Consider the following 21,862-nt stretch of genomic DNA (forward strand, 5'->3'; position numbering starts at 1 on the left):
TCACACGCTGTCCCGGCGCACCGTGCGTTGCCCGCCGTCGCGCCCGATCTCCTCGCGCACGCGCAGCCAGCCCGCGCGCCAGTCCTCGAAGTCGACCACGATTGCGCGCGCATCCTCCGACACGTAGTCGCGCCACAGCAGCCGCGCCGCGCCGCCCTCCAGGCGCACGAGGAAGGCCTCCTCGCCATCGAAGAGTTCGGTTGCCTCGGGCAGCGCGGAATAAGGGCGCGAATCGGTGCCGGCGACGGCGAATGCGAGGCGCACTTCTCCACGGTGCCAGGCGGCGAGATCGGCGAACAGGTCTTCGGCCGGCGCTTGCGCCATGCCGGGCAACAAGGCCTGCCGCGCCGTTCTCTCGAGCATGTCGTCGATCGCCGCCTGGACCAGCCCGACGACCGACCAGGCATCGGGGTCGCCGATCTCGCCGGCTCCGGTGTCGAGGCGGACCTGGCAGAAGCGATGCGTGCCGTCGGACGAGGCGCGCACATCGAAGTGCCAGGTCAAGGGGGCGGTGTTTTTCTCGGTCATCACCCGCAGGGTACTTCCATGTGCGCCGTTCCCGGTGGCGAGCACCGCCACGTGCCGTCTTTCGCGTTCGCCGCGTCCCTATGCAGAATGCGTTCCTCGCCCACGCGCGGCCATCGCGAAGGGCAACGACAAGAACCAGGAGCAGCACGAATGACGAAGCCGGATTCGAAGATGGACCTCCCGATCTCGGAGCAGATCGACCGCAAGATCGCCGAACTCGGCGACTGGCGCACGCAGACGCTGGGCCGCATGCGGCAGCTGATCAAGGAGGCCGATCCGGAGATCGTCGAGGAACTCAAGTGGATGGGCACGCCGACCTGGTCGCACGACGGCATCGTCTGCACCGGCGAGTCGTACAAGGGGAAGGTGAAGCTGACCTTCGCCAAGGGCGCCTCGCTCGCGGATGCGGCCGGCCTGTTCAACGCGAGCCTCGAGGGCAATGCGCGGCGCGCGATCGACATCGGTGAAGGCGAGACGGTCGATGCGCAGGCCTTCAAGGCGCTGTTCCAGGAGGCGGTGGCGCTCAACGTGACGAAGCGGCTGGCGAAGGCGAAGCGCTCGGCATAGCCCGCCGCGGGCGAAAGCTCAGTCGCCGATGCCCACCAGCTGCCGCGAATACCGCCGGGCCTCGAGCTCGTCGACCAGCGCGCAGACGAAGTCCGCATAGGAGATGCCGCTGCGGCCCTGCGCATCGCTGACCAGCGCGCCGACCGCGCAACGGTAGCGGCCGCTGCGCTCGCCCGGCGCGATGCGCGCGGCGGGCGCGAGGCAGGTCCAGTCGAGCCCCGAGGCGGCGAGCAGGGCCACCGCTTCCTCGTGCGCCCTCACCTTCGGCAGCAGTTCGGCCGGAAAGTCCGCCGTGTCGGCCAGCCGCCGGCCCGGCGCCACCGCAAGGCCGCCCGCACCGCCCACGGTGACGATGCGCGCGACGCCCGCCGTGCGCACCGCCTGCAGCATCGAGGCCGTGGCGCGCACCAGCAAGGGCGCCACCTCGGCCGGCGCGCCATAGGCGCTGACCAGCACGTCCTGCCCCTGCAAGCCGCGCGCGAGCGCCTCCGCATCGAACACGTCGAACTCGGCGCGCGGCAAGGGCCGCAGCAGGTGGCCGCGGCGCGCGGCCTCGAGCGCGACGTGCCGTCCCACGCGCCCGGTGCCGCCCACCAGCGCGATCTTCAGCGGCGACATCAGGCGATGCGGCCCAGCCCGGCGCGGATGGTCGCGCCCGGCGCGGGCTCGAGCAGGTTGACCTCGGCGCGCTGGAACAGCGCGGTACCATGGCGCGCGCGCTGCGCCGCGAACTCGGCCTGCAGCGCGGCATCGCGATCCAGCCGCTGGCGGCCCGCATGCCAGGCCGCGGCGTCGGGCCAGGCGTAGAGCAGCACGACCTTCTGCATGCCGGCGCCGGCCGCCATGTCCCACACGGCGAGCACGCGCGCGCCGGCTTCGCGCACGCGCGGCAGCCAGGTCTCGTGCAGGAACACATTGGCGTTGGCGTTCTGCCCGGGCGCGATCTGCTGCTGCACGAGCTCGTGCAGGCCGCCCACCGGCACGGCGGCCTCGGCTCCCGCGAGCGCCGGCCAGGCGGCGTTCGGCTTGAGGAAGAACAGGTCGTGGCGTTCCACCATCTCGTGGCCCGCGTTGGTCTCGGCGCGCACGCGCCACCATTCGGCGTCGGCATAGAAGCTGGCCCACACGGCCTCGCGGTGCGCATAGTCGCGGTAGGCCATCAGGTAGACGAAGCGCGGCGCGTCGGGGCCGGCCACGGCCTGCCAGCGCGCGACGCAGTCGACGCCGTGCTTCTCGAACAGGGCCGGGAAATGGTGGTTGAAGCGGTCGTGCACGTCGGCCATGCGGCCCGGTGCCACCGAGTAAAGACGCAGTTCGTGGATCATGGCCGCCACCATAGCCATGGCACGGCGGCTGTCTGTCCCGCCGCAGGGGGGCATACCGCGCGCGGGGCGCTGCCTATGCTGGCCGGCGGCGGGCACCGCGCCCGCAACTACTACAACAACCCGACCCGCGCACCATGGCCAAGCTCACCATCGTCTACTACAGCAGCACCGGCCACACCTGGCGCATCGCCCAGGCCATCGAGGAAGGCGCGCGCGCCATGGGCGCCGAAACGCGCCTGCGCAAGGTGCGCGAACTCGCGGGCGCCGAGGCCATCGATGCCAAGCCGGCCTGGAAGGAACACCTGGAGGCCACGCGCGAGGTGCCCGAGGCCACGCCCGACGACCTCGCCTGGGCCGACGGCTTCGTGTTCGGCACGCCCACGCGCTTCGGCCTGCCGGCCGCGCAGCTCAAGCAGTTCATCGACACGCTGGGCCCGCTGTGGGCCGCGGGCGGACTGCAGGACAAGGTGGCGGGCGCCTTCACGGGGGCCGGCAACCTGCACGGCGGGCAGGAATCGACGCTGCTCGCGCTGCACAACGTCTTCTATCACTGGGGTTCGGTCATCGTGCCGGTGGGCTACACCGACAAGCGGATCCCGGCGGCCGGCGGCAACCCCTACGGCAGCAGCTTCAGCGACGGCCGCGGCCAGGGCCTGCCCGCGGAGAAGCTCGACGCCGCGCGCTACCAGGGCGAGCGGCTCGCGCGCTTCGCGGGCGTGCTCGCGGCGGCCCGGACGCAGGCCGCCGGCTGAGGCAGGCGGTTCCGATGCCCGTGCTAGTCTCGTGCGGATGGTCCCGCCCTCCCCCATGAAAGATGCGAAGTCCGGCCATGGCGCCGACGAGACGAACGGCACGGGCCCTGGCGCCGGCGATGAGGACGCGGGCGGCGTGCAGGCGGTCGACACCGCGGTGCGCGTGCTGTCCGCGCTGATCGACACCGGCGCGCCGCTGATGCTCAAGACCGTGGCCGAGCGCGCCGAGATGCAGCCGCCGAAGGCGCACCGTTACCTCGTGAGCTTCTGCCGCAGCGGGCTGGCCGAGCGCGACGCCGCCAGCGGCGGCTACCGGCTCGGGCCGCTGGCGGTGCGGCTGGGCCTCGCGGCACTGCGCCGGCTCAACGTGGTGCAGGTGGCCTCGCCCACGCTGGGCGAGCTGCGCGACGAACTCGGCTTCACCGTCGGCCTCGCGGTCTGGGGCGCGGCCGGTCCGACCTTCGTGCGCTTCGAGGAAACCAACGACGCATTGATCATCAGCGGCCGCCCCGGCTCGGTGATGCCGATGCTGACCTCCTCCACCGGCCGCATCTTCGGTGCCTACCTGCCGGCCTCGGTGACGGCGCCGCTGATCGACCGCGAACTCTCGGGCGTGCCGCATCCGGGCGCGACGCCGAACCCGGCCGCCGGGAAGATGACGCGCGCCGATGTCGAGACGCTGTTCGAGTCGGTGCGCAAGCGCAAGCTCGCGCGCATCCAGGGCGATCTCAATCCGGGGCTGCACGGCGTGTCGGCGCCGATCTTCGACCACGCGGGCGCGGTGGCCGGCGTGATGACCGTGATGGGCTCGGCCGGCCTGATCGACACCCGGCTCGACGGCCACGTGGCGACCGTGCTGTCGGCGCGCGCCGAGGACGTTTCGCGCCGCATGGGCTGGGGCTGAAACCGCCTGCCGCAGCGCAGCGGAGGGTTTCTCCTCACACAGTCAGGATTTCGATGAGCGTAATCTGATTACGGAATTTGAAACCTGCCCGGAACACAGAAGTCCGGGCAGTTGGCGCCCCGGAGGCGCCTGGCGGTACCCCAGGAGACAACGATGATGACGGTGATGATCCAGGACCGGCCCGCGGCCGCCTCCTCCTCGGAAGCGCAGCTCGCGCGCCTGGTCGACGGCATGGGCAGCGAGCGTTTCGCGCCCGCGCTCGCGAACTACCTGCATGCGCTGTGTGGCGCCGATCACTTCGCGGCCTTCCGCCTCGGCCAGGACGAGCTGCGCGAAGTGGCGGCCTGCTGCGTGCAGCCCGAGCGCACCGCGCGCGACCGCGTCGAGAGCTACGTCAAGCAGGGCCTGTGGAAGCACGACCCGGCCATGACGGAAGCCCAGCGCCGCGTCGACGGCGCGGCCGCCACCATCATCCACGTCGACTTCAGCGACCACGAATACGACGACCTGCGCCCGCGCGTCTACCCGCACGTGCGCGACCGCATCCTGCTGTGCGGCCGTGGCGCCAACGGCGCCTTCGGCCTCAGCGTGCTGCGCGCCGACCCGCACACGCCATTCGCGCACGACGGCATCGAGCGCCTCGCGCAGGCGGCCGAGCTGCTGCTGGCGATGCTCTCGAAGCACGCCGACGTGTGCCAGAGCCGGCCCGACGTGGCGCAGGCGCTGACCACGCTCGAGGAGATCGAGAACTGCATCGTGGCGACCAGCCCGCTGCCGCGGCGCGAGGCCGAGGTCTGCGCACGCATCCTCTACGGGCTGTCGTCGGTCGGCATCGCGCTCGACCTCGCGGTGAGCGAGGAGACCGTGAAGACCTACCGCAAGCGCGCCTACCAGCGGCTGGTGATCGGCAGCGAGCGCGAGCTGCTGACCTGGTATCTCGCGCGCTGGGGCCGCTGGAGCGCGGAGCGCTTCCAGACCATGGCCTCGCGCGCGCTGCACTAGAGCGCGACGTCGCGCGTCCCCTGCAGCGGGACTGACCCCGGCGCCCGGCTGTGCCCCAATGAGGCCATGCCCGAGTCGCACCGATGCCGCCCCTGCTCCAACCCTCCGCCGTCCAGCTGATCCTCGAGGATCACCAGGCCCTCGCGACGGTGCTGCGGGCACTGGGCGACAGCGTCGAGCAGGCGCGCCGCTCGGCCCGCCGGCCCGATTTCGACGAGCTGCGCGCCATGCTGTTCTACCTCGACGAGATGCCCGCGCGCATGCACCACGCGAGCGAGAGCGAGCTGCTGTTCCCGAAGATCCGCGAGCGCTGCCCGGCGCTGCGCCCGGTGCTGGCCCGGCTCGAGGCCGAGCACGAGCGCGGCGAGTCGTCGGTGCGCGAGCTCGAGCATGCGCTGACCGCCTGGGAGCTGATGGGCGAGGTGCACCGCGAATCCTTCCAGCTGCTGCTGCACACGCACTCGACCGTCTACCTCGGCCACATGGAGGTCGAGGAAAGCTACGTGCTGCCAGTGGCCGCCGACTACCTCTCGCCCGCCGACTGGCGCGAACTCGCCGAGGCACTCGCGCGCCAGCGCGGCGACACCGATGCCGCGATGACGCAGGGCCACCGCGCCCTGTTCGCGCGCATCACCGCCCGCACCTCCTGCCCCGATCCCACGCTCCAGAAATGACCATGCAAGACATCGACGTTCCCGTTCTCATCGTCGGCGGCGGAGGCTGCGGCCTCGCGGCCTCGCTGTTCCTCTCGCGCCAGGGCATCGCCAGCCTGCTGATCGAACGCCATCCGGCGCCGGGCCGGCTGCCCAAGGCGCGCTACATCAGCCAGCGCACCATGGAGCTGCTGCGCCAGTTCGAGGTGGCCGAGCGCGTCTACGAACGCTCGATGCCGCTGGCCCACATCTCGCACATCCGCTGGTGCACCACGCTGGCCGGCGACGGCGAGCTCGACCGCCGCACCTTCTACCGCATCGAGTCCTTCGGCGGTGGCTCGCTCGCGCAGCACTACGCGAAGGACAGCCCCTGCGAATCCACGCTCTACCCGCAGGTGCGCATGGAGCCGCTGCTGCGCGAGCTGGCCTCGGCCGAGGCGAACGCGCAGGTGCGCTACCACCACCAGCTGCAGTCCTTCGAGCAGGACGACAACGGCGTGACCGCGCGCGTGCTCGACCGCGACAGCGGCGAGGAATACCGCGTTCGCGCGAAGTATCTGATCGGCGCCGACGGCGGCAAGACCGTGGGCCCGACGCTGGGCGCGGTGATGAGCGGCGCGACCGACCTCGCGCACATGGTCACGGTCTACTTCCGCGCCGACCTCTCGAAGTACTGGGACGACGACCACTCGATGACCACCTGGTTCGTCAACCCCGAGGGCGGCTCCTGGGCCAGCGGCGTGCTGGGCCAGCTCGGGCCCACGCGCTTCGGCCGGCATTCCGAGGAATGGATGTTCCACTTCAGCTTCCGGCCCGACGACCCGTCCCGCTTCGAGGAGTCGTCGCTGCTGCCGCGCATGCGCGAGCTGCTCAAGATCCCCGACCTGCATCCCGACATCATCGGCATCGGCCACTGGACGGTCGAGGGCGTGCTGGTCGACCGCTACCGCTGGGGCCGCGCGCTGCTCGCGGGCGATGCCGCGCACCGCCATCCGCCGACCACCGGCCTGGGCCTGAACTCGGCGATCCAGGACGCGCACAACCTGGCCTGGAAGCTCGCGGCGGTGTTGAAGGGCGAGGCGCACGACAGCCTGCTCGACAGCTACGAGGCCGAGCGCCGCCCGGTGGCCGCGTTCAACATCCAGTGGGCGCTGATGACCTTTCAGAACCACCAGCTCACCGATGCCGGCATCGGCCTGGTGCGCGGCAACGCCGAGCTGAGCCAGGCGAACTTCCGCCGCTACTTCGCCGACGACGCCGAGGGCCGCACGCGGCGCGCGCGGCTGGCACAGATCATGGAAGTGCAGCGCATGGAATGGCAGGCGCACGACATCGAGCTCGGCTACCACTACGAGCTCGGCGCCGTCATGCCCGACGGCACGCCCACGCCCGAGCGCGATCCGCTGGGCCAGACCTACGTGCCCACCACCCGGCCCGGCCACCGGCTGCCGCATGCCTGGCTCGAGCGCGACGGCAGGAAGATCTCCACGCTCGACCTGGTGCGCCCGGGCCGCTTCACGCTGCTGACCGGCCGCCAGGGCTCGGCCTGGGCCGATGCCGCGGCGACACTGGCGCATGGTGCCGGCCTGCCGGTGGACATCGTCGAGATCCACGACGCGGCCGCGGTGCGCGACGTCGAGGGCACCTGGCGCTGCCTGCGCGGCGTCTCGTCGGACGGCGGGATCCTGGTGCGGCCCGACCAGCACGTGGCCTGGCGCGCCATGGGCCGCGGCAACAACGCGCACGGCCAGCTCGCAGCGGCCTTCGCGAAGATCCTGCAACGCGATCTCGCGGCCTGATATTCCAACGAACGAGGAGACAGCCACCATGCAACGACGCACCCTGCTTTCGCTCCTGGCCACCGGCGCCCTGGCCCCCGCGGCCTTCGGCGCTGCTGCCCAAGGCAACTGGCCCAGCCAGCCGATCCGCCTGATCGTGCCCTACCCGGCCGGCGGCGGCACCGACTTCTTCGCGCGCCTGGTCGCGCCCGGCATGGGCGAGGTGCTGGGCCAGCCCGTGATCGTGGACAACCGCCCCGGCGCCTCCGGCATCATCGGCGCGACCGCCGTGGCCAAGCAGCTCGCGCCCGACGGCCACACCTTCCTGCTCGGCGACATGACCACCTACGCGGTCAACCCGGCGATGTTCGACAAGCTGTCGTACGACCCGCTCAAGGACCTGCGCACCGTGACCATGACGGCGAAGTTCGACTTCCTGCTGGTGGTCAACCCGAACACCCTGCCGGTGCGCAACCTGCAGGAGCTGATCGCGCTGGCCGCGCGCACCCCCGAGGGCCTGAACTACGCTTCGCCGAGCGTGGGCACCACGCACCACCTCGCCACCGAGTTGCTGGCGCGCGAGACCGGCATGAAGCTGGTCGCCATCACCTACAAGGGCGGCGGCCCCGCGGTGCAGGACCTGCTGGGCGGCCAGGTGGGGCTGATGTTCCTCGACCGCGCCACCGCGCGGCCGCACATCGAGTCGGGCCGGCTGCGGCCTATCGCCGCGGCCGGCGCCAAGCGCATCGCGGCCTATCCCGAGGTGCCGACCGTGGCCGAGCAGGGCGTGAAGGGTTTCGAGGTCGAGGGCTGGCAGGGCTTCAGCGTGCGCACCGGCACGCCCGATGCCGTGGTGCAGGCACTGCAGGCGGCCTATCTCAAGGCCATCGCGCCGGCCGAGATCCGGCGCAAGCTCGGCGAGGCGGGCATCGACCCGGTGGGCGGCACGCCCGAGCAGTTCACCCAGTACATCCAGTCGGAGACCGTGAAGTGGGGCCGCGTGGTGCGGGAGCGGGGCATCAAGGCCGAATGACGGCGGCCTGACCGACTACTTGAGGCAGGCCTTGGTGAAGACGCCGTCGTGCGCGGCCGTGGCCTCGCAGGCCGGCGCGGCGGTCTGGATCACCGTCTCGGTGGCGGCATCGTCCTTCTCCACCGCCCACGCCATGGGCGCGAGGATCGCGAGGAAGAACGATCCCAGCAGGGCAGCACCGGCTGCCAGCGATCCTATTTTTTTCGTCATGTGCGGCTCCTGGTGCTTGCCGGGCAACAGGCCCGGCGCATGGGGACCGATGGTAGGGGCCGGCCGTGCGGGCACCCGTCAGTGCCGAAGCCCGGCGCTTGTAGGCGGCCGCTGTATTCAGGACTGCAGGGCCGCGCCCGCCGCCGCGCGAATCCGCTCGGCCGACTGGCGCGCGCGGCGCATGAGGGCCGGGGTGTCGTAGGCCACCAGACGACCTCCGCGCTTGACGATGCGGCCATCGACCATCACGGTCTCGACGTTGGCGGCGCTGCCGCTCTGCACGATCGCGGTCTCGGCGTTGCCCACCGGGCCGATGTTCAGGTCATCGGCGCGCACCAGGATGATGTCGGCGCGCTTGCCCTCGACGATCGAGCCCGTGACATCGCCGAGCCCCAGCGCGATGGCGCCGTTGATCGTCGCCATCTCGATCACCTCGTGCACGCCCACCGGCTTCGCGCCCGCGCTCGGCGTGCCGGCCCAGGGCACGCCGAGGTTCCAGGTGAAGCGCATCGCCTCGAACATGTCTGGCGGCGCGATCGAGGTGGCGTCGCTCGACAGCGAGACCGCGAGGCCCGCCGCGCGCATCGCGAACAGCGCGGCGCGCGCGTCGCCGGTGCCGCTCAGGCGCAGCTCGGAATGGGTGGCGAAGCTCAGCGGCGTCCTGGTGCGCGCGAGCGCCGCGAGGTCGGCCGGGCTCGCGGGCACGTAGTGGGCGATCATGAAATCGGGCCCGAGGTAGCCGCGCCGCTCGTAGTCGAGCGCGTCGACGTTGTTGGGCGCCTCCTGCGGCGCATGGATCGCGACCGGCAGCCCGCTGGCCTTGGCGAACTTCATCTCCTCGTGGAAGACGGCCTCGGTGCTCTGCTGCGGGCCGCGCAGGTTCAGCCCCAGGTGCACCAGGCCGGCCAGCGGCGAACGTTCGCCGAACCAGTCGCGCCGCACGCGCGCCAGGTCCTCGTAGCGGTTGAGTTCGTCGGCCGGCATCTGGTCGACGTGGCCGTAGGAATAGCGCGCACGCAGCAGCGACTGCCGATGCGCGCGCAACTCGGCGTCGGCATGGGCCGGCGAGCGCGTGTTGTGCGACCAGTTGTGCACGGTCGTGGTGCCGCCATGGGCCAGCTCGGCGCAGCCCAGCAGCACGCTGTTGTAGAAGTCCTCGGGCGTGTAGAGCGTGGAGGTCGCGCCCTTGGCCGGGTAGTAGGAGAAGCCCTCGCGCGCCGTGAAGCTGCGGCCGATCGCGCTCCACAGGTGGTAGTGGGAATTGACGAAGCCCGGCATCACGATGCGGTCGGTGGCGTCGATCACCTCGACGCCCGGCGCGCGCAGGCCGCGGCCCACCTTCTCGATGGTGCCGTCGCGCACCAGCACGTCGGCGCGCGGCAGGGTGCCGGTGGCGCGGTCGACCGTGATCACCGCGCCGTTGCGGATCAGGTAGCTGCCGCGGCTTGCCCGGGCCGAAGTGGCGAGCGCTGGCGCGCCGGTGGCGGCCACCGCCAGGGCGCCGGCCAGGCGAATGAAGTCTCTCTTGCTGGTTTGCATGGGCTGTCCCGGTGAGGAAGTGAGGAAAAGGATCGCGCGCCTCAGCGCGCATTGAGAAAGAAGGCCCCCGTCATCGCGAGCCCCGTCAGCACCACGAACCCACGCACCAGCTCCGGCCGCAGCCGCCGCGCGGCCGTGCCGCCCGCATAGCCGCCGGCCGTGGCGCCGAGCGCCATCCACAGCGCATGGGTCCAGACGATCGCGCCGCTGGCCGCGTAGATCGCGACCGCCATCAGCGTGAGGATGGCCGAGACGAAGTTCTTGATGCCGTTCATGCGGCCCATGTCCGCATGCCCGAGCGCGCCGAGCACCGCGAGCAGCAGGATGCCGAGGCCGCCGTTGAAGTAGCCGCCGTAGACCGCGACCGCCACGATGCCCAGGTCGGCGAGCCAGGCGCGCCCCGGTGCGGCGACCTCGGCCCGGCGTCGCACCAGCGCGGGCCCGATCGCGAACAGCAGCGTCGCGGCCAGCAGCAGCCAGGGCACGATGCGGCCGAAGGCCTGGTTCGAGGTCGACAGCAGCAATGCCGCACCGGCCGCGCCACCGAACACCGAGAGCACGCCCAGCCGAAGCAGCGAGGGCGACATCGGCCCCGCGAGCTCGCGCCGCAGCGCCCAGGCCCCGGCCAGGTAGCCCGGCAGCAGCGCCGCGGTGCCGGTGGCATTGGCCGACACCAGCGGCACGCCGACCAGCGCGAGCGCCGGCAAGGTGAGGAAGCTGCCGCCACCCGCCACCGCATTGAGCGCGCCGGCCAGCGCCGCGGCGCCGCCGAGCAGCGCCCATTCGAAGGCCGTGGTCACGGCTTGCGCGCCGGCAGCGACATGCGGTCGGTGCGCAGCAGCGCCGTCAGCACCACGCCCACGGCCGCCAGCAGCGTGATCTGCAGCAGCCCGGCCGAGCCCCAGCCGAGGCGCGCGGCGATGGCACCGATGATGTAGCCCGCGAAGGCGCCCGCGCCGTACAGCGTGGTCACGAACACGCCGGTGGCGCGGTTGGTGAGCGAGGCGCGCACCGCCTTGATGTGATAGCCGGCCAGGTTCACGTAGAGCACGCCGCTGACCACCAGGCCCCAGGCGAAGGACAACGCGGACTGCACCCAGATGCCGGTAGGGCCCGAGAACAGCAGGAAGCCCAGCAGCCCGGTGCCGACGAAGCTCAGCGACAGCACCAGCTTGGGATGGAAGCGGTCGCCGAGCCAGCCGCCGAAGATGGAGGCGAACACGCCGAAGCCGAAGATGCTCATGACGCGGCCGGTGTCGGCCGGCGTGTAGTGCAGGTGCTCGCGCAGGAAGGTCGGGTACATGCCGAGGTAGCCGTAGATGCACAGGCCGCCGATCACGCTCATCGCGGTCAGCAGCACGGTGTTGCGGTTCCACATGCGCTCGGCGCCGCGCTGGTCGGCGCGAGTGTCGGCCGCGGCCACGTTCTCGGTCATGCGACGGCCCACGGTGAGCGCGATCAGCGCCATGGCCGCGAAGCCCGCCACGCCGAACACCACCAGCGGCAGCCGCCAGTCGCGCTCGGCGCCGATCAGGTGGCCGCCGAGCAGCGGCCCCACGATCGCGCCGATGCCGAACGAGAAATTGATCGCGCCCACGGCCGTGGCGCGGTAGCGCGCGAAGTGGCTGGCCGCGATCGCGATCACCACCGTGAGCTGCATCGCCTCGCCGATGCCGGTGGCGGCGCGGTAGGCGATCATGTCGGCGAAGCCGTGCGAGTAGGCCGTGAGCAGCGTGCCCAGCGAGAAGATGGCGATGCCGATCTGCAGCACGGTCTTGCGCGACAGCCGCGCCAGCAGGTAGCCGGTGGGCACGCCGGCCACCGCCATGCCGAGCGTGAAGATGGTCGACAGCAGTCCGGTGTCGGCCAGCCCGAAGCCGAACTCGCGGCGCACGTCGGCCGCGATCAGCGGAAAGATCTGCCGGTCCATCGCATTGAGCGCGTAGGACGCGAGCAGCACCAGGAACATGGCGATCTCGAGGCCGCTGATGGGCGCCTCGCGGCGCGCGTCGCCGGCCAGCGGCAGGGCCGAGGTGGTGGAATGCACGATCTGTCTCCTTCTCGCCGGGGCGAGACTCTTGTTCTGGGGAAAAGGCAGCCCCGGCGGCGCGCGCCGGGGCGGGTCTCAAGCGGCGTCGCGCGTCGCGAGATGCCAGTCGAGGATCTGCTCGCCGGTGAAGAAGCCGACGTCCTCGCGCTCGCGGATGTGCGCCAGCGCCTCGCGGAAATAGCGCAGCCGGTGCGGCGCGCCCATGATGTACGGATGCACCACCAGCGCCATCACGCGCGCCGAGTCCCGGGCGTCGGCGTACAGCTGCTCGAACTGGTCGATGGCGCGGTCGCGGTACTCGCTGGCCTTGTGGTGCTGGATCAGCATCATCGCCACGTCGTTGCATTCCTGCGTGTAGGGCACGTTGACGATGTGGCCGCCGTTGCGCGTCTTCAGCTCCACCGGCTGGTCGTCGAGCACCCAGTCGCAGACGTACTCGTAGCCCTGCTCGGCCAGGATGTCGGGCGTGTGCCAGGTCTCGGTGAGGCCCGGGCCGAGCCAGCCGCGCGGGCGCTTGCCGATGTAGGCGCGGATCGCCTCGGTGGTCCTGGCGATGTCCTCGGCCTCGTCGGGCACCTTCTGCATGTTGCGCTGGCCGAAGCCGTGGCCGATGAACTCCCAATCGCGCGCCTTCGCCGCCTTGGCGATCGGCTCGTAGGCCCCGATGGCCGAGCCGTTGATGGCGAGCGTGGCGGGAATGCCGAGCGCGTCGATCGCCTCGAGCATGCGCCAGAAGCCGACGCGGTTGCCGTACTCGTGCCAGGCCCAGTTCGGGATGTCGGGCATGGGCGAGCCGCCGGCCGGCGGCGTGAGCACGGTGCGCGGCATGGTCTCGTCGATGTTCCATTCCTCGACGTTGACGATGACCCAGACGGCGAGCCGCTTGCCGCCGGGCAGCCGGCGGGCGGGACGGTCGGCGATGGCCGAATAGGCGATGCGTTCGAGCGGTTTCATGCGGTGTCTCCTTGGCCTTGTGCGTTCAGACGATCTCGACCTGCAGCGGCTCGAGCCCCTCGATGCAGCCCGTGAGCCGGTCGCCGCGCTGCACCGGGCCCACGCCCTCGGGCGTGCCGGTGAAGATCAGGTCGCCGGGCAGCAGGCGGTACTGCTTCGACAGCTCGCTGACGATCTCGTGCACGTTCCAGATCATCTTCTCGAGCACCGAATCCTGCCGCACGCTGCCGTTGACCGCGAGGTTCAGCGCGCCCGAGCGGATGTGGCCGACGCGCGCCACCGGGTGGATCGGGCCGCAGGGCGCCGAATGGTCGAAGGACTTGCCCTGCTCCCACGGCAGGCCGCGCTTGTTGCACTCGCGCTGGCGGTCGCGGCGCGTCATGTCGAGGCCGGCCGCGTAGCCGAACACATGGTCGAGCGCGGTGTCGGGCGAGACATTGGAGGCCTCGCTGCCGATCGCCACCACCAGCTCGAACTCGAACTGGAAGTCCTCGGTCAGCGCCGGATAAGGCACGCGGCCGTCCGTCACCACGGCATCGGCCGGCTTCTGGAAGAAGAACGGCGGATCGCGCTCGTCGCCCTCCTTCATCTCGCGGATGTGGGCCAGGTAGTTGCGGCCCACGCAGTAGACGCGGCGCACGGGGAACTGCCGGTCGCTGCCGACGATGTCGATGGAGATGGGGGCGACCTGGAGGGCGTCGGCGGCGCCGGGCGCGGGGCTGGGGGACATTGCGTGTTGTCTCTCTGGAAGGGTTGTGAAGGAGTGGCTAGAGTCTAGGAACGAGGCCCTTCTGCCTCAACGCACAGGCTTGCGCAAAGATATGCAATCCTTGCGATTCCTCGTGCCAGGCCCGCCATGCAACCAGCGCCCTCCCTCATCGACCCGCCCCTGCCGCGTTCCGGCGCCGCGCGCCCCGCCATCGGCAACTACACCATGGCCACGCGGGCGCAGCGCGCCTACTTCGGCATCCACGACCAGAGCAACATCCTGCCGAACCCGGTGCCGCACCGGCACGAATACTTCCAGATCTACGTCAACACGCGCGGCGAGACCACGCACTACATCGGCGGCGGCCAGCGCCCGATCGGGCCCGGCACGGTGAGTTTCGTGCTGCCCTTCCTGGTCCACTACATCCCGAACGCGGCCGACGGCGTGTTCCACATCATCAACATCAGCAAGGACTACCTGCTGCCCTCGCTCGATCTCGACGTGTTCGAGCTGTCGGAGGTGCCGCTGGCGCGCGCGCCCGAGCTCGCGCCGTTCCGCTTCCAGCACTGCCTGGACTTCCGCTTCGACGCGGCCGAGACCGAGCAGCTGCAGGCGCTGTGCGAGCGCATGACGCAGGAGGCGCAGCGGCCCTCGGGCGAGGACACGGCCAGCCACCTGCTGATCCGCAGCCATCTGCTGAACCTGATCGGCATGGTGTGGCGGCGCTACGGCGAGGACTTCCGCCATTGCGAGGCCCAGGGCCTGGTGCTGCAGTCGTACAAGCAGGCGGTGCTGCGCTGCATCCGCTACATCACGCAGAACCTGGCGCAGGAACTGACCCTGGGCGACGCGGCGCAGGCCAGCCACGTGTCGGCCACCCACCTGGCGCACCTGCTCAAGAGCGAGACCGGCAAGACCTTCCTCGAGATCGTGACCGAGCGGCGCATCGACCGCGCCAAGACGCTATTGGTCTTCACCTCGGCCTCGGCGGCCGAGATCGGCGAGAGCACGGGCTTCGCCGAGCCGGCCCATTTCGCGCGCCGGTTCCGGCAGGTGGTGGGCACCACGCCCTCGGCCTACCGGCGCCAGTACCAGGGCGTGGGCGCGCGAACCTGGATCGAATAGCGGCGCCACTTCGATGGACTCCCTGATCGCCGCCGCCGCGCGCGCGCTGGCCGCGGGCGATGCGCTCGGCGCGCTCAAGCGGGTCGCGCTGCGCGACGATCCGCCGGCGCTGGCGCTGCGCGGCATCGCCATGGCACAGCTCGGCGACCATGCGCGCGCCCGCGAACTGCTGCGCCGTGCCGCGCGCGGCTTCGGCGCGCACGAGGCGCTGGCACGCGCGCGCTGCGTGGTCGCCGAGGCCGAGGTGGCGCTGGCGATGCGCGACCTCGGCGGCTCGCCGCGCGCGCTGCTGGCGGCGGCCGCCACGCTCGAGGCGCATGCCGACCCCGCCAACGCGCTGCAGGCCTGGCTGATCGCGGCGCGGCGATCGCTGCTGCTCGGGCGGCTCGACGAGGCTCGCGAAGCGCTGGCCCGTCTCGACGGCCAGGGCCTGCCGGCCTCGCTCGCGGCCGTGGCCGAGCTCGCCACCGCCGAACTGGCGCTGCGTTCCCTGCGCACTGCGCCGGCGCGCGAAGCCCTGGCCCGTGCGCGCATCGCCGCCGAACACGCGGGCGTGCCGGCCCTGCTGGCCGAGGTGGTCGACACGCGCGCCGCGCTCGACCGGCCCGCCGCGCGGCAATGCTTTTCCGGCGGCGAGCGAATGTTGCGGCTCGACGAGGTCGAGGCGCTGCTCGACTCGGGCACGCTGGTGGTCGATGCCTGCCGCCGCGGCGTGGGCGCGGGCACGACGTGGCGCGCGCTGGCGCGCCGCCCGGTGCTGTTCGCGCTCGCCCTCGCGCTGGCCGAGGCCTGGCCCGGCGACGTGGAACGCGAGGCGCTGATCGCGCAGGTGTTCCGCACGCGCGACCCCGACGAAACCCACCGCGCACGCCTGCGCGTCGAGATCGGCCGGCTGCGCGCGCTCGTCAAGCCGCTGGCGCGCATCGAGGCCAGCGCGCGCGGCTTCGTGCTGCGGCCGCACGACGAGCGGCCGGTCTCGGTGCTGGCGCCGCCGATCGCCGGCGACCAGGCCGCGCTGCTCGCGCTGCTGTCCGACGGCGCCGCCTGGTCGACCTCGGCGCTGGCGCTCGCGCTCGACGCCAGCCAGCGCACCGTGCAGCGCGCGCTGGCCGATCTCGAGGCCGAGGGCCGCGTGCGCGCCATCGGCCAGACCCGCGCGCGCCGCTGGCTGGCGCCGCCGCTGGCCGGTTTCACGACGATCTTGTTACTCCCCTCCACGCTCGCGATTGCATAGAGTTGTCTCCAAGGCGCCGACGTTTCGGTGCCTCCCAAGGAGCCAACCATGACAGCCAAAACCATCCACGACAGTTCCAGGGCCCAGGCGGCCGAGATCGTGCGCGAGTACGGGCCCTTCGCGGGCGCCACCCAGGTGCACGGCGTGACCCACGACGGCCAGCGCGTCTGGGCCGCCACCGGCGAGAAGCTGGTGGCCTTCGACCCCGACAGCGGCGAGACCACGAAGGCGCTGGACCGCGCCTGCGATGCCGGCACGGCCTTCGACGGCACCCATCTCTACCAGATCGCCGAGGCCCGCATCGACAAGATCGACCCCGCCACCGGCCGGGTGCTGGCCTCGATCCCCGCGCCCGGCCAGGGCAGCGACTCGGGCCTGACCTGGGCCGAGGGCAGCCTGTGGGTGGGCCAGTACCGCGACCGCAAGATCCACGAGATCGATCCCGCGACCGGCGCCGTGCGCCGCACCATCGAGTGCAACCGTTTCGTCACCGGCGTGACCTGGGTCGACGGCGAGCTGTGGCACGGCACCTGGGAGGCCGAGGAGAGCGACATCCGCCGCATCGACCCGCGCAGCGGCGAGGTGCTCGAGCGGCTCGAGATGCCGCGCGGCACGGGCGTCAGCGGGCTCGAGTCCGATGGTGCCGGCCTCTTCTACTGCGGCGGCGGCCCGAGCGGCAAGGTCCGCGCGGTGCGCCGGCCCGCGCACTGATCCACCGAACCTCACGCAAGGAGCATCCGATGAATGCAACGACCACCGAGGCGGGTACGACGCACCACGCCATCGTCTCCAGGGCGCAATGGACCGAGGCGCGCCGTGCCCTGCTGGAACGCGAGAAGGAACTCACGCGGCTGGGCGACCAGATTGCGCGCGAACGCCGCGCCCTGCCCTGGGTACGTGTCGAGAAAGACTACGTCTTCGACACGCCCGACGGCCCGCGCGCGCTGGCCGATCTGTTCGAGGGCCGCAGCCAGCTGCTGGTGCAGCACTTCATGTTCGCGCCCGGCTGGGAACAGGGCTGCCCGAGCTGCTCGTACATGGCCGACCACCACGACGGCGCCGCCCCGCACCTGGCCGCGCGCGACGTCACGCTGCTCGTGGTCTCGCGCAATGCGCTGCCCGAGATCGAGCGCTTTCGCGAGCGCATGGGCTGGAAGTTCAAGTGGGTTTCGTCGGCGCGCAACGACTTCAACCACGACTTCCACGTCAGCTTCACGCCCGAGGAATTCGCGAGCGGCTCGGTCTACTACAACTTCGCCATGCAACCCTTTCCGCAGGCCGAGGCGCCGGGCATCAGCGTGTTCTTCAAGGACGCGGCGGGCCAGGTGTTCCACACCTACTCGCGCTATGGCCGCGGCGTGGAGGTGATGATGGGCGCCTATCCGCTGATCGACCTCGTGCCCAAGGGGCGCGACGAGGAAGGGCTCGAGCACACGATGGCATGGGTGCGGCATCACGACCGCTACGAGACGCGGCCCGCGGCGCATGCGTGCTGCTCGTCGCGCGGCTGAGACCTCCCATGACCGCGCTCTGGCCTTGGCTGGCGGTCGCGGGACTCGGCGCCTTGCATGGACTGAGTCCGGCCAACGGCTGGATGTTTGCCGCGGCCTGGGGCGTGCAGGCGCGCGACGATGGAAGGGCACGGCGCGCGCTGCTGCCGATCGCCGTCGGGCATTTCGCATCGGTCGCGATCGTGGCCTTCGTCGTCGCGCAAGGGATGTGGCTGGACCGCGCACTGGTCCAGGTGCTGGCGGGCGCGGCGCTCCTTTTCGCGGCCGCCTGCCGGTTGTTTCGCAGCGGTCGATCCACCATCGGATGGCGAGCCGGCCATGCGGGCCTCGCGGGCTGGTCCTTCGTGATGGCGACCGCGCACGGCGCCGGGCTCATGCTGGTGCCCGCGCTCGTGCCGCTGTGCCTCGGCGGCGACCCCGCGCGGGCCATCACCGCATCGGGCTCGATGACGCTGGCGCTCGCCGCGGTCGCGGTGCACACGGCGGCGATGCTGCTGGCCACCGGGCTGATCGCGACCGGCGTGTGCCGCGGCATCGCGCGGCATCCGCGGTGGCTCGAAGGGCAGGCACTGAAGCGCGGCTGGACCGCGGCGCTGGCGGCTACAGGCTTGCTGCTGATCGCGCTGCGCTGACGGTCGAAAACCCCTCGGCCCGACGGGTGCACGATTGCAACCGCGATGCGTCGACGTTCGAATAGCCCGATGACCGCATTGCTCCCCATCGACATCGCACCGCAACTCGCGCTCTCCCGTGTCGTGCTCGAACGCCACCTGTCCGACACCCTCGAATCCCTGCACCTGTTCGGCTCCGCCGTCGACGGTGGCCTCCAGCCCGGGAGCGACATCGACCTGCTGGTCTGCGTGACCGCGCCGCTGGCGCTCGCGACCCGGCAGGCGCTGATGACCGACCTGCTCTCGGTGTCGGCCGCGCCCGGCACCGACGCGGCCCTGCGCCCGCTCGAGGTCACGATCGTCGTGCGCGACGAGGTGCTGCCCTGGCGCTACCCGGCGCGGCGCGAACTGCAGTTCGGCGAATGGCTGCGCGACGAGTTGAAGGCCGGCGTCTTCGACGCGCCCGAGATCGACCGCGACCTCGCGATCCTGCTGACCAAGGCCAGGCAACACAGCGTCCCGCTGATCGGCCCCGCCGCCGAGACCCTGTTCGATCCGGTGCCCGCGAGCGACTTCGCGCAGGCGCTGCACGACACCATCGGCATCTGGAACGAACCCGCGGATTGGGAGGGCGACGAACGCAACGTGGTGCTCGCGTTGGCGCGCATCTGGTTCAGCGCCGCGACCGGGCGCATTGCTTCGAAGGATGCGGCCGCGGCTTGGGTGATCGAACGGCTGCCTGATGAACTGCGTCCGTTGATGGCGCGGGCGAGGGAGGCTTATCTGGGGCAGGCGGAGGACGATCTGGCGTCGCGTCAGGGCGAGGTGGCGGGGTTTGTGGCGTATGCCAAGCCGGCTGTGGAACGGGCGTTGGCTTCTCGCCCTTCTCTGCATGCAATCCCTGTGCAAGAATGAACGCATGGACCGCTTCATTCCCACCGCTTTCTTCCGCCATCACCATGGCCGCAGCGATTACGCCTGGGTTGATGCGTCCATGTCGGGCCGGCACTGAGAGCCGGTCGACCGCAAACCAAGGCGCCCCAGGGCGCCTCAGATTGCTGACAAACCCCAAGCCCTCGCCCCCGGCGAGGGCTTTGTGCTTTTAAATGGCGGGATGCTCAAGAGCCCCACCCCCGCGCAGCAAGAACTCGAGATGGTGACGCTGGAGATGCTGGTGCCGCAGGACCACTTGCTGCGCAAGATCGAAGCGGCGATCGATTTCGAGTTCATCCGGGCCAAGGTCGCTCACCTGTACTGCGCCGACAACGGCCGCCCGGCGCTCGATCCGGTCGTGATGTTCAAGCTGCTGCTGGTGGGCTACTTGTTCGGCGTACGCAGCGAGCGGCAGCTGATGCGCGAAGTGCAGGTCAACGTGGCCTACCGCTGGTTTGCCGGCTTTCGCCTGACCGACAAGGTCCCCGACGCTTCCACCTTCTCGCAGAACCGGCGCCGCCGCTACAGCGACACCACCGTGTACCAGGAGATCTTCGACGAGATCGTGCGCCAGGCCATCGGCCACGGCATGGTCGATGGCCGGGTGCTGTACACCGACAGCACCCACCTGAAGGCCAACGCCAACAAGAACAAGTTCGACCTCGTGCAGGTCCAGCAGACACCCTCGGCCTACCTGGGAGCGCTGGACGCGGCGGTCGATGCGGATCGCGCCGCGCAGGGCAAGAAGCCCTTGAAGCGTGATGACGACGATACCCCGCCGCCGAGCAAGGAAGTCAAGCGCAGCCGCACCGATCCCGACAGCGGCTTCATGGTGCGCGACGACAAGCCTCGAGGCTTCTTCTACCTGGACCACCGCACGGTCGACGCCAAGCACGCCATCATCACCGACACCCACGTCACGCCGGCCTCGGTGCACGACAGCCAGCCGTACCTGGGGCGGCTGGACCATCAGCGAGAGCGCTTCGGCCTGCAGGTGCAGGCCGTGGGCCTGGATGCGGGCTACTTCACACCGGCGATCTGCCAGGGACTGGAGACGCGTGGCATCGCCGGGGTAATGGGCTACCGCACGCCGACCCACAAGCCGGGCACCTTCTACAAGCGCCAGTACGAATACGACCGCTACCGCGACGAGTATGTCTGCCCGGCGGGGCAGGCGCTGGCGTACAGCACGACCAGCCGGGTGGGCTATCGCGAGTACAAGTCCGATCCGGCAATCTGCCGACGCTGCGAGCTGCGCGGGCAGTGCACGAGCAGCGCCAATGCGGTGAAGGTGGTGGTGCGCCACGTCTGGGAGTGGGCCAAGGAGCGGGTGGACACCAGGCGTCTGACCGAAGAGGGCAAGCGCCTGTATGCGCGGCGCAAGGAGACGGTGGAGCGCAGCTTCGCCGATGCCAAGCAGCTGCACGGGCATCGCTACGCACGCATGCGAGGGCTGCGCAAGGTGGCCGAGCAGTGCTTGCTGGCGGCGGCTGCGCAGAACATCAAGAAGATCGCGCTGCTGCTGGCGCGTCTGAGGGCGCTTTTACGTCATCGCAGGCGCGTTCTGACTGCGCAACAGCGCATCCAGGCCTGCTCGGACCTCGTTGCAGCTCGATGGGGCGAGCGCCGCGCAGAAATCGGCTTCGCTTGAAAGACAAAACCCCATGTTCCGGAAAACATGGGGTTCGTCAGCAGCCTGAGGCGCCCCAGGGCGCCTTTTTTTATGTCTACACGAAAGAGAGACCGTCATGACCATGCTTCGCGGAACCCGTTTCATCGTCGGCGAAGAAGCCGCCCAGGCGCGCGACCTGGAAGCACGCTTCCGGGGCTATCTTCATTGAGGCCGGCGCCGAGGAAGCCATCGTGCCTGCGCTGTGGTCGCAGGACACCTTTATCGAGAAAGCCGGCGGCAGCGAAGTCATCGGCCAGATGTGGACCTTCGCCGACAAGAAAGGGCGACCCTGCTGCCTGATCCCCGAAGCCACCGCGCTGTTCCAGGAGCAATGCCGGGAACTGCTCGGCAGCCGGCGGGAACGCATGCTGTTCTACATCGCGCGCTGCTATCGCTACGAACGCCCACAGGCCGGCCGCTACCGCGAGTTCGTGCAGCTCGGCTTCGAATACCTATCGCCCGATTCCGAACGTTCAGCGCAGCGCAGCCAGGAAATCGGTACAGGCTTTCTCGGATCGTTGGGCCTGGATTTCGAGCTCGATGCCGCCGCGAGGCGGGGTCTCAGCTACTACCTCGGGGGGCGTGGCTTCGAAGCGCGCTGCACCCAGTTGGGTGCGCAACAGCAAGTGCTCGGTGGCGGTGCATACCTGGAGGGCGCTGGTTTCGGGATCGGGGCCGAGAGGCTGCTGCTGGCGTTGAAGGCGCAGGGGCTGCGGTGAGCGAAGGGGTCGCTGACGCGGCCCCTGCAAGTCGATCCGCTCCGGCTGGGCGG

General features: G+C 70.7%; 24 protein-coding genes. 15 read left to right on the forward strand and 9 right to left on the reverse strand.

What is annotated here, in order from left to right; genetic code table 11:
* On the reverse strand, positions 1–579 hold the full coding sequence (locus ACEN9J_RS34795) for a hypothetical protein (RefSeq protein WP_413765605.1): 579 nt from the start codon (positions 577–579) through the stop codon (positions 1–3).
* Positions 580–678: 99 nt separating this feature from the next.
* On the opposite strand from ACEN9J_RS34795, the gene ACEN9J_RS34800 reads away from it, so the two are divergent.
* Positions 679–1,095, forward strand: a complete 417-nt coding sequence (locus tag ACEN9J_RS34800) for a DUF1801 domain-containing protein (protein WP_413765606.1) — start codon at positions 679–681, stop codon at positions 1,093–1,095.
* Positions 1,096–1,113: 18 nt separating this feature from the next.
* Here the strand turns inward: ACEN9J_RS34800 and ACEN9J_RS34805 are convergent, their stop codons facing one another.
* Together ACEN9J_RS34805 and ACEN9J_RS34810 are read right to left on the reverse strand one after the other, a co-directional pair.
* Positions 1,114–1,713 (reverse strand): NAD(P)-dependent oxidoreductase, encoded by a 600-nt coding sequence (locus tag ACEN9J_RS34805; protein WP_413765607.1) that lies wholly within the window; start codon positions 1,711–1,713, stop codon positions 1,114–1,116.
* Positions 1,713–2,420 (reverse strand): NIPSNAP family protein, encoded by a 708-nt coding sequence (locus ACEN9J_RS34810; protein WP_296726860.1) that lies wholly within the window; start codon positions 2,418–2,420, stop codon positions 1,713–1,715. Before ACEN9J_RS34810 ends, ACEN9J_RS34805 begins: the two co-directional genes overlap by 1 nt.
* A gap of 134 nt (positions 2,421–2,554) precedes the next feature.
* On the opposite strand from ACEN9J_RS34810, the gene wrbA reads away from it, so the two are divergent.
* The 6 genes from wrbA (at position 2,555) to ACEN9J_RS34840 (ending at position 8,542) form a co-directional block, all read left to right on the forward strand.
* Positions 2,555–3,172, forward strand: a complete 618-nt coding sequence (gene wrbA / locus ACEN9J_RS34815) for an NAD(P)H:quinone oxidoreductase (RefSeq protein WP_413765608.1) — start codon at positions 2,555–2,557, stop codon at positions 3,170–3,172.
* Between the two features lie 55 nt (positions 3,173–3,227).
* A complete protein-coding gene (locus ACEN9J_RS34820; protein ID WP_057594191.1) occupies positions 3,228–4,076 on the forward strand; it encodes an IclR family transcriptional regulator in 849 nt (282 codons plus the stop codon).
* A gap of 156 nt (positions 4,077–4,232) precedes the next feature.
* Complete coding sequence (locus ACEN9J_RS34825; RefSeq protein WP_413765609.1) at positions 4,233–5,078, forward strand: helix-turn-helix transcriptional regulator; 846 nt, start codon at positions 4,233–4,235, stop codon at positions 5,076–5,078.
* A gap of 83 nt (positions 5,079–5,161) precedes the next feature.
* Complete coding sequence (locus tag ACEN9J_RS34830; RefSeq protein ID WP_057594193.1) at positions 5,162–5,752, forward strand: hemerythrin domain-containing protein; 591 nt, start codon at positions 5,162–5,164, stop codon at positions 5,750–5,752.
* Complete coding sequence (locus tag ACEN9J_RS34835; protein ID WP_413765610.1) at positions 5,749–7,530, forward strand: FAD-dependent monooxygenase; 1,782 nt, start codon at positions 5,749–5,751, stop codon at positions 7,528–7,530. The genes ACEN9J_RS34830 and ACEN9J_RS34835 overlap by 4 nt, the downstream gene beginning before the upstream one ends.
* Positions 7,531–7,558: 28 nt before the next feature.
* Entirely contained in the window at positions 7,559–8,542 is a 984-nt protein-coding gene (locus tag ACEN9J_RS34840) for a Bug family tripartite tricarboxylate transporter substrate binding protein (RefSeq protein ID WP_413765611.1), read from the forward strand.
* 15 nt (positions 8,543–8,557) lie between these two features.
* Here the strand turns inward: ACEN9J_RS34840 and ACEN9J_RS34845 are convergent, their stop codons facing one another.
* From ACEN9J_RS34845 to ACEN9J_RS34870, 6 genes are all read right to left on the reverse strand, one after another.
* A complete protein-coding gene (locus ACEN9J_RS34845) occupies positions 8,558–8,752 on the reverse strand; it encodes a hypothetical protein (RefSeq protein WP_413765612.1) in 195 nt (64 codons plus the stop codon).
* Positions 8,753–8,869: 117 nt separating this feature from the next.
* Positions 8,870–10,291: an amidohydrolase family protein gene (locus ACEN9J_RS34850; protein ID WP_413765613.1), complete on the reverse strand. Its 1,422-nt coding sequence runs from the start codon at positions 10,289–10,291 to the stop codon at positions 8,870–8,872.
* A gap of 41 nt (positions 10,292–10,332) precedes the next feature.
* Entirely contained in the window at positions 10,333–11,091 is a 759-nt protein-coding gene (locus ACEN9J_RS34855) for a sulfite exporter TauE/SafE family protein (protein WP_261211052.1), read from the reverse strand.
* Positions 11,088–12,338 (reverse strand): MFS transporter, encoded by a 1,251-nt coding sequence (locus tag ACEN9J_RS34860; protein WP_395346658.1) that lies wholly within the window; start codon positions 12,336–12,338, stop codon positions 11,088–11,090. The genes ACEN9J_RS34855 and ACEN9J_RS34860 overlap by 4 nt, the downstream gene beginning before the upstream one ends.
* A gap of 78 nt (positions 12,339–12,416) precedes the next feature.
* A complete protein-coding gene (locus tag ACEN9J_RS34865; RefSeq protein ID WP_413765614.1) occupies positions 12,417–13,295 on the reverse strand; it encodes a polysaccharide deacetylase family protein in 879 nt (292 codons plus the stop codon).
* Between the two features lie 25 nt (positions 13,296–13,320).
* Positions 13,321–14,025 carry a fumarylacetoacetate hydrolase family protein gene (locus ACEN9J_RS34870; protein WP_413765615.1) on the reverse strand — a complete coding sequence of 235 codons (705 nt, stop codon included), beginning with the start codon at positions 14,023–14,025 and terminating at the stop codon, positions 13,321–13,323.
* A 126-nt stretch (positions 14,026–14,151) separates the two neighbouring features.
* On the opposite strand from ACEN9J_RS34870, the gene ACEN9J_RS34875 reads away from it, so the two are divergent.
* From ACEN9J_RS34875 to ACEN9J_RS34910, 8 genes are all read left to right on the forward strand, one after another.
* The gene (locus ACEN9J_RS34875; RefSeq protein WP_413765616.1) at positions 14,152–15,129 is read left to right on the forward strand and encodes an AraC family transcriptional regulator; all 978 of its coding nucleotides are present in this window, start codon (positions 14,152–14,154) and stop codon (positions 15,127–15,129) included.
* A gap of 13 nt (positions 15,130–15,142) precedes the next feature.
* Entirely contained in the window at positions 15,143–16,363 is a 1,221-nt protein-coding gene (locus ACEN9J_RS34880) for a helix-turn-helix domain-containing protein (RefSeq protein ID WP_413765617.1), read from the forward strand.
* Between the two features lie 48 nt (positions 16,364–16,411).
* Positions 16,412–17,074: a PQQ-binding-like beta-propeller repeat protein gene (locus ACEN9J_RS34885; RefSeq protein ID WP_296726819.1), complete on the forward strand. Its 663-nt coding sequence runs from the start codon at positions 16,412–16,414 to the stop codon at positions 17,072–17,074.
* A gap of 29 nt (positions 17,075–17,103) precedes the next feature.
* On the forward strand, positions 17,104–17,874 hold the full coding sequence (locus ACEN9J_RS34890) for a DUF899 domain-containing protein (protein ID WP_413765618.1): 771 nt from the start codon (positions 17,104–17,106) through the stop codon (positions 17,872–17,874).
* Positions 17,875–17,882: 8 nt separating this feature from the next.
* The gene (locus ACEN9J_RS34895) at positions 17,883–18,506 is read left to right on the forward strand and encodes a hypothetical protein (protein ID WP_413765619.1); all 624 of its coding nucleotides are present in this window, start codon (positions 17,883–17,885) and stop codon (positions 18,504–18,506) included.
* A gap of 69 nt (positions 18,507–18,575) precedes the next feature.
* Complete coding sequence (locus ACEN9J_RS34900) at positions 18,576–19,400, forward strand: AadA family aminoglycoside 3''-O-nucleotidyltransferase (RefSeq protein ID WP_413765620.1); 825 nt, start codon at positions 18,576–18,578, stop codon at positions 19,398–19,400.
* A gap of 199 nt (positions 19,401–19,599) precedes the next feature.
* Positions 19,600–21,069, forward strand: a complete 1,470-nt coding sequence (locus ACEN9J_RS34905; RefSeq protein ID WP_413761731.1) for an IS1182 family transposase — start codon at positions 19,600–19,602, stop codon at positions 21,067–21,069.
* A 212-nt stretch (positions 21,070–21,281) separates the two neighbouring features.
* A complete protein-coding gene (locus ACEN9J_RS34910) occupies positions 21,282–21,809 on the forward strand; it encodes an ATP phosphoribosyltransferase regulatory subunit (RefSeq protein WP_413765621.1) in 528 nt (175 codons plus the stop codon).
* Positions 21,810–21,862 lie beyond the last annotated feature (53 nt).

This window comes from Variovorax sp. Varisp41 (assembly GCF_047325085.1).
GTDB lineage: Bacteria > Pseudomonadota > Gammaproteobacteria > Burkholderiales > Burkholderiaceae_C > Variovorax.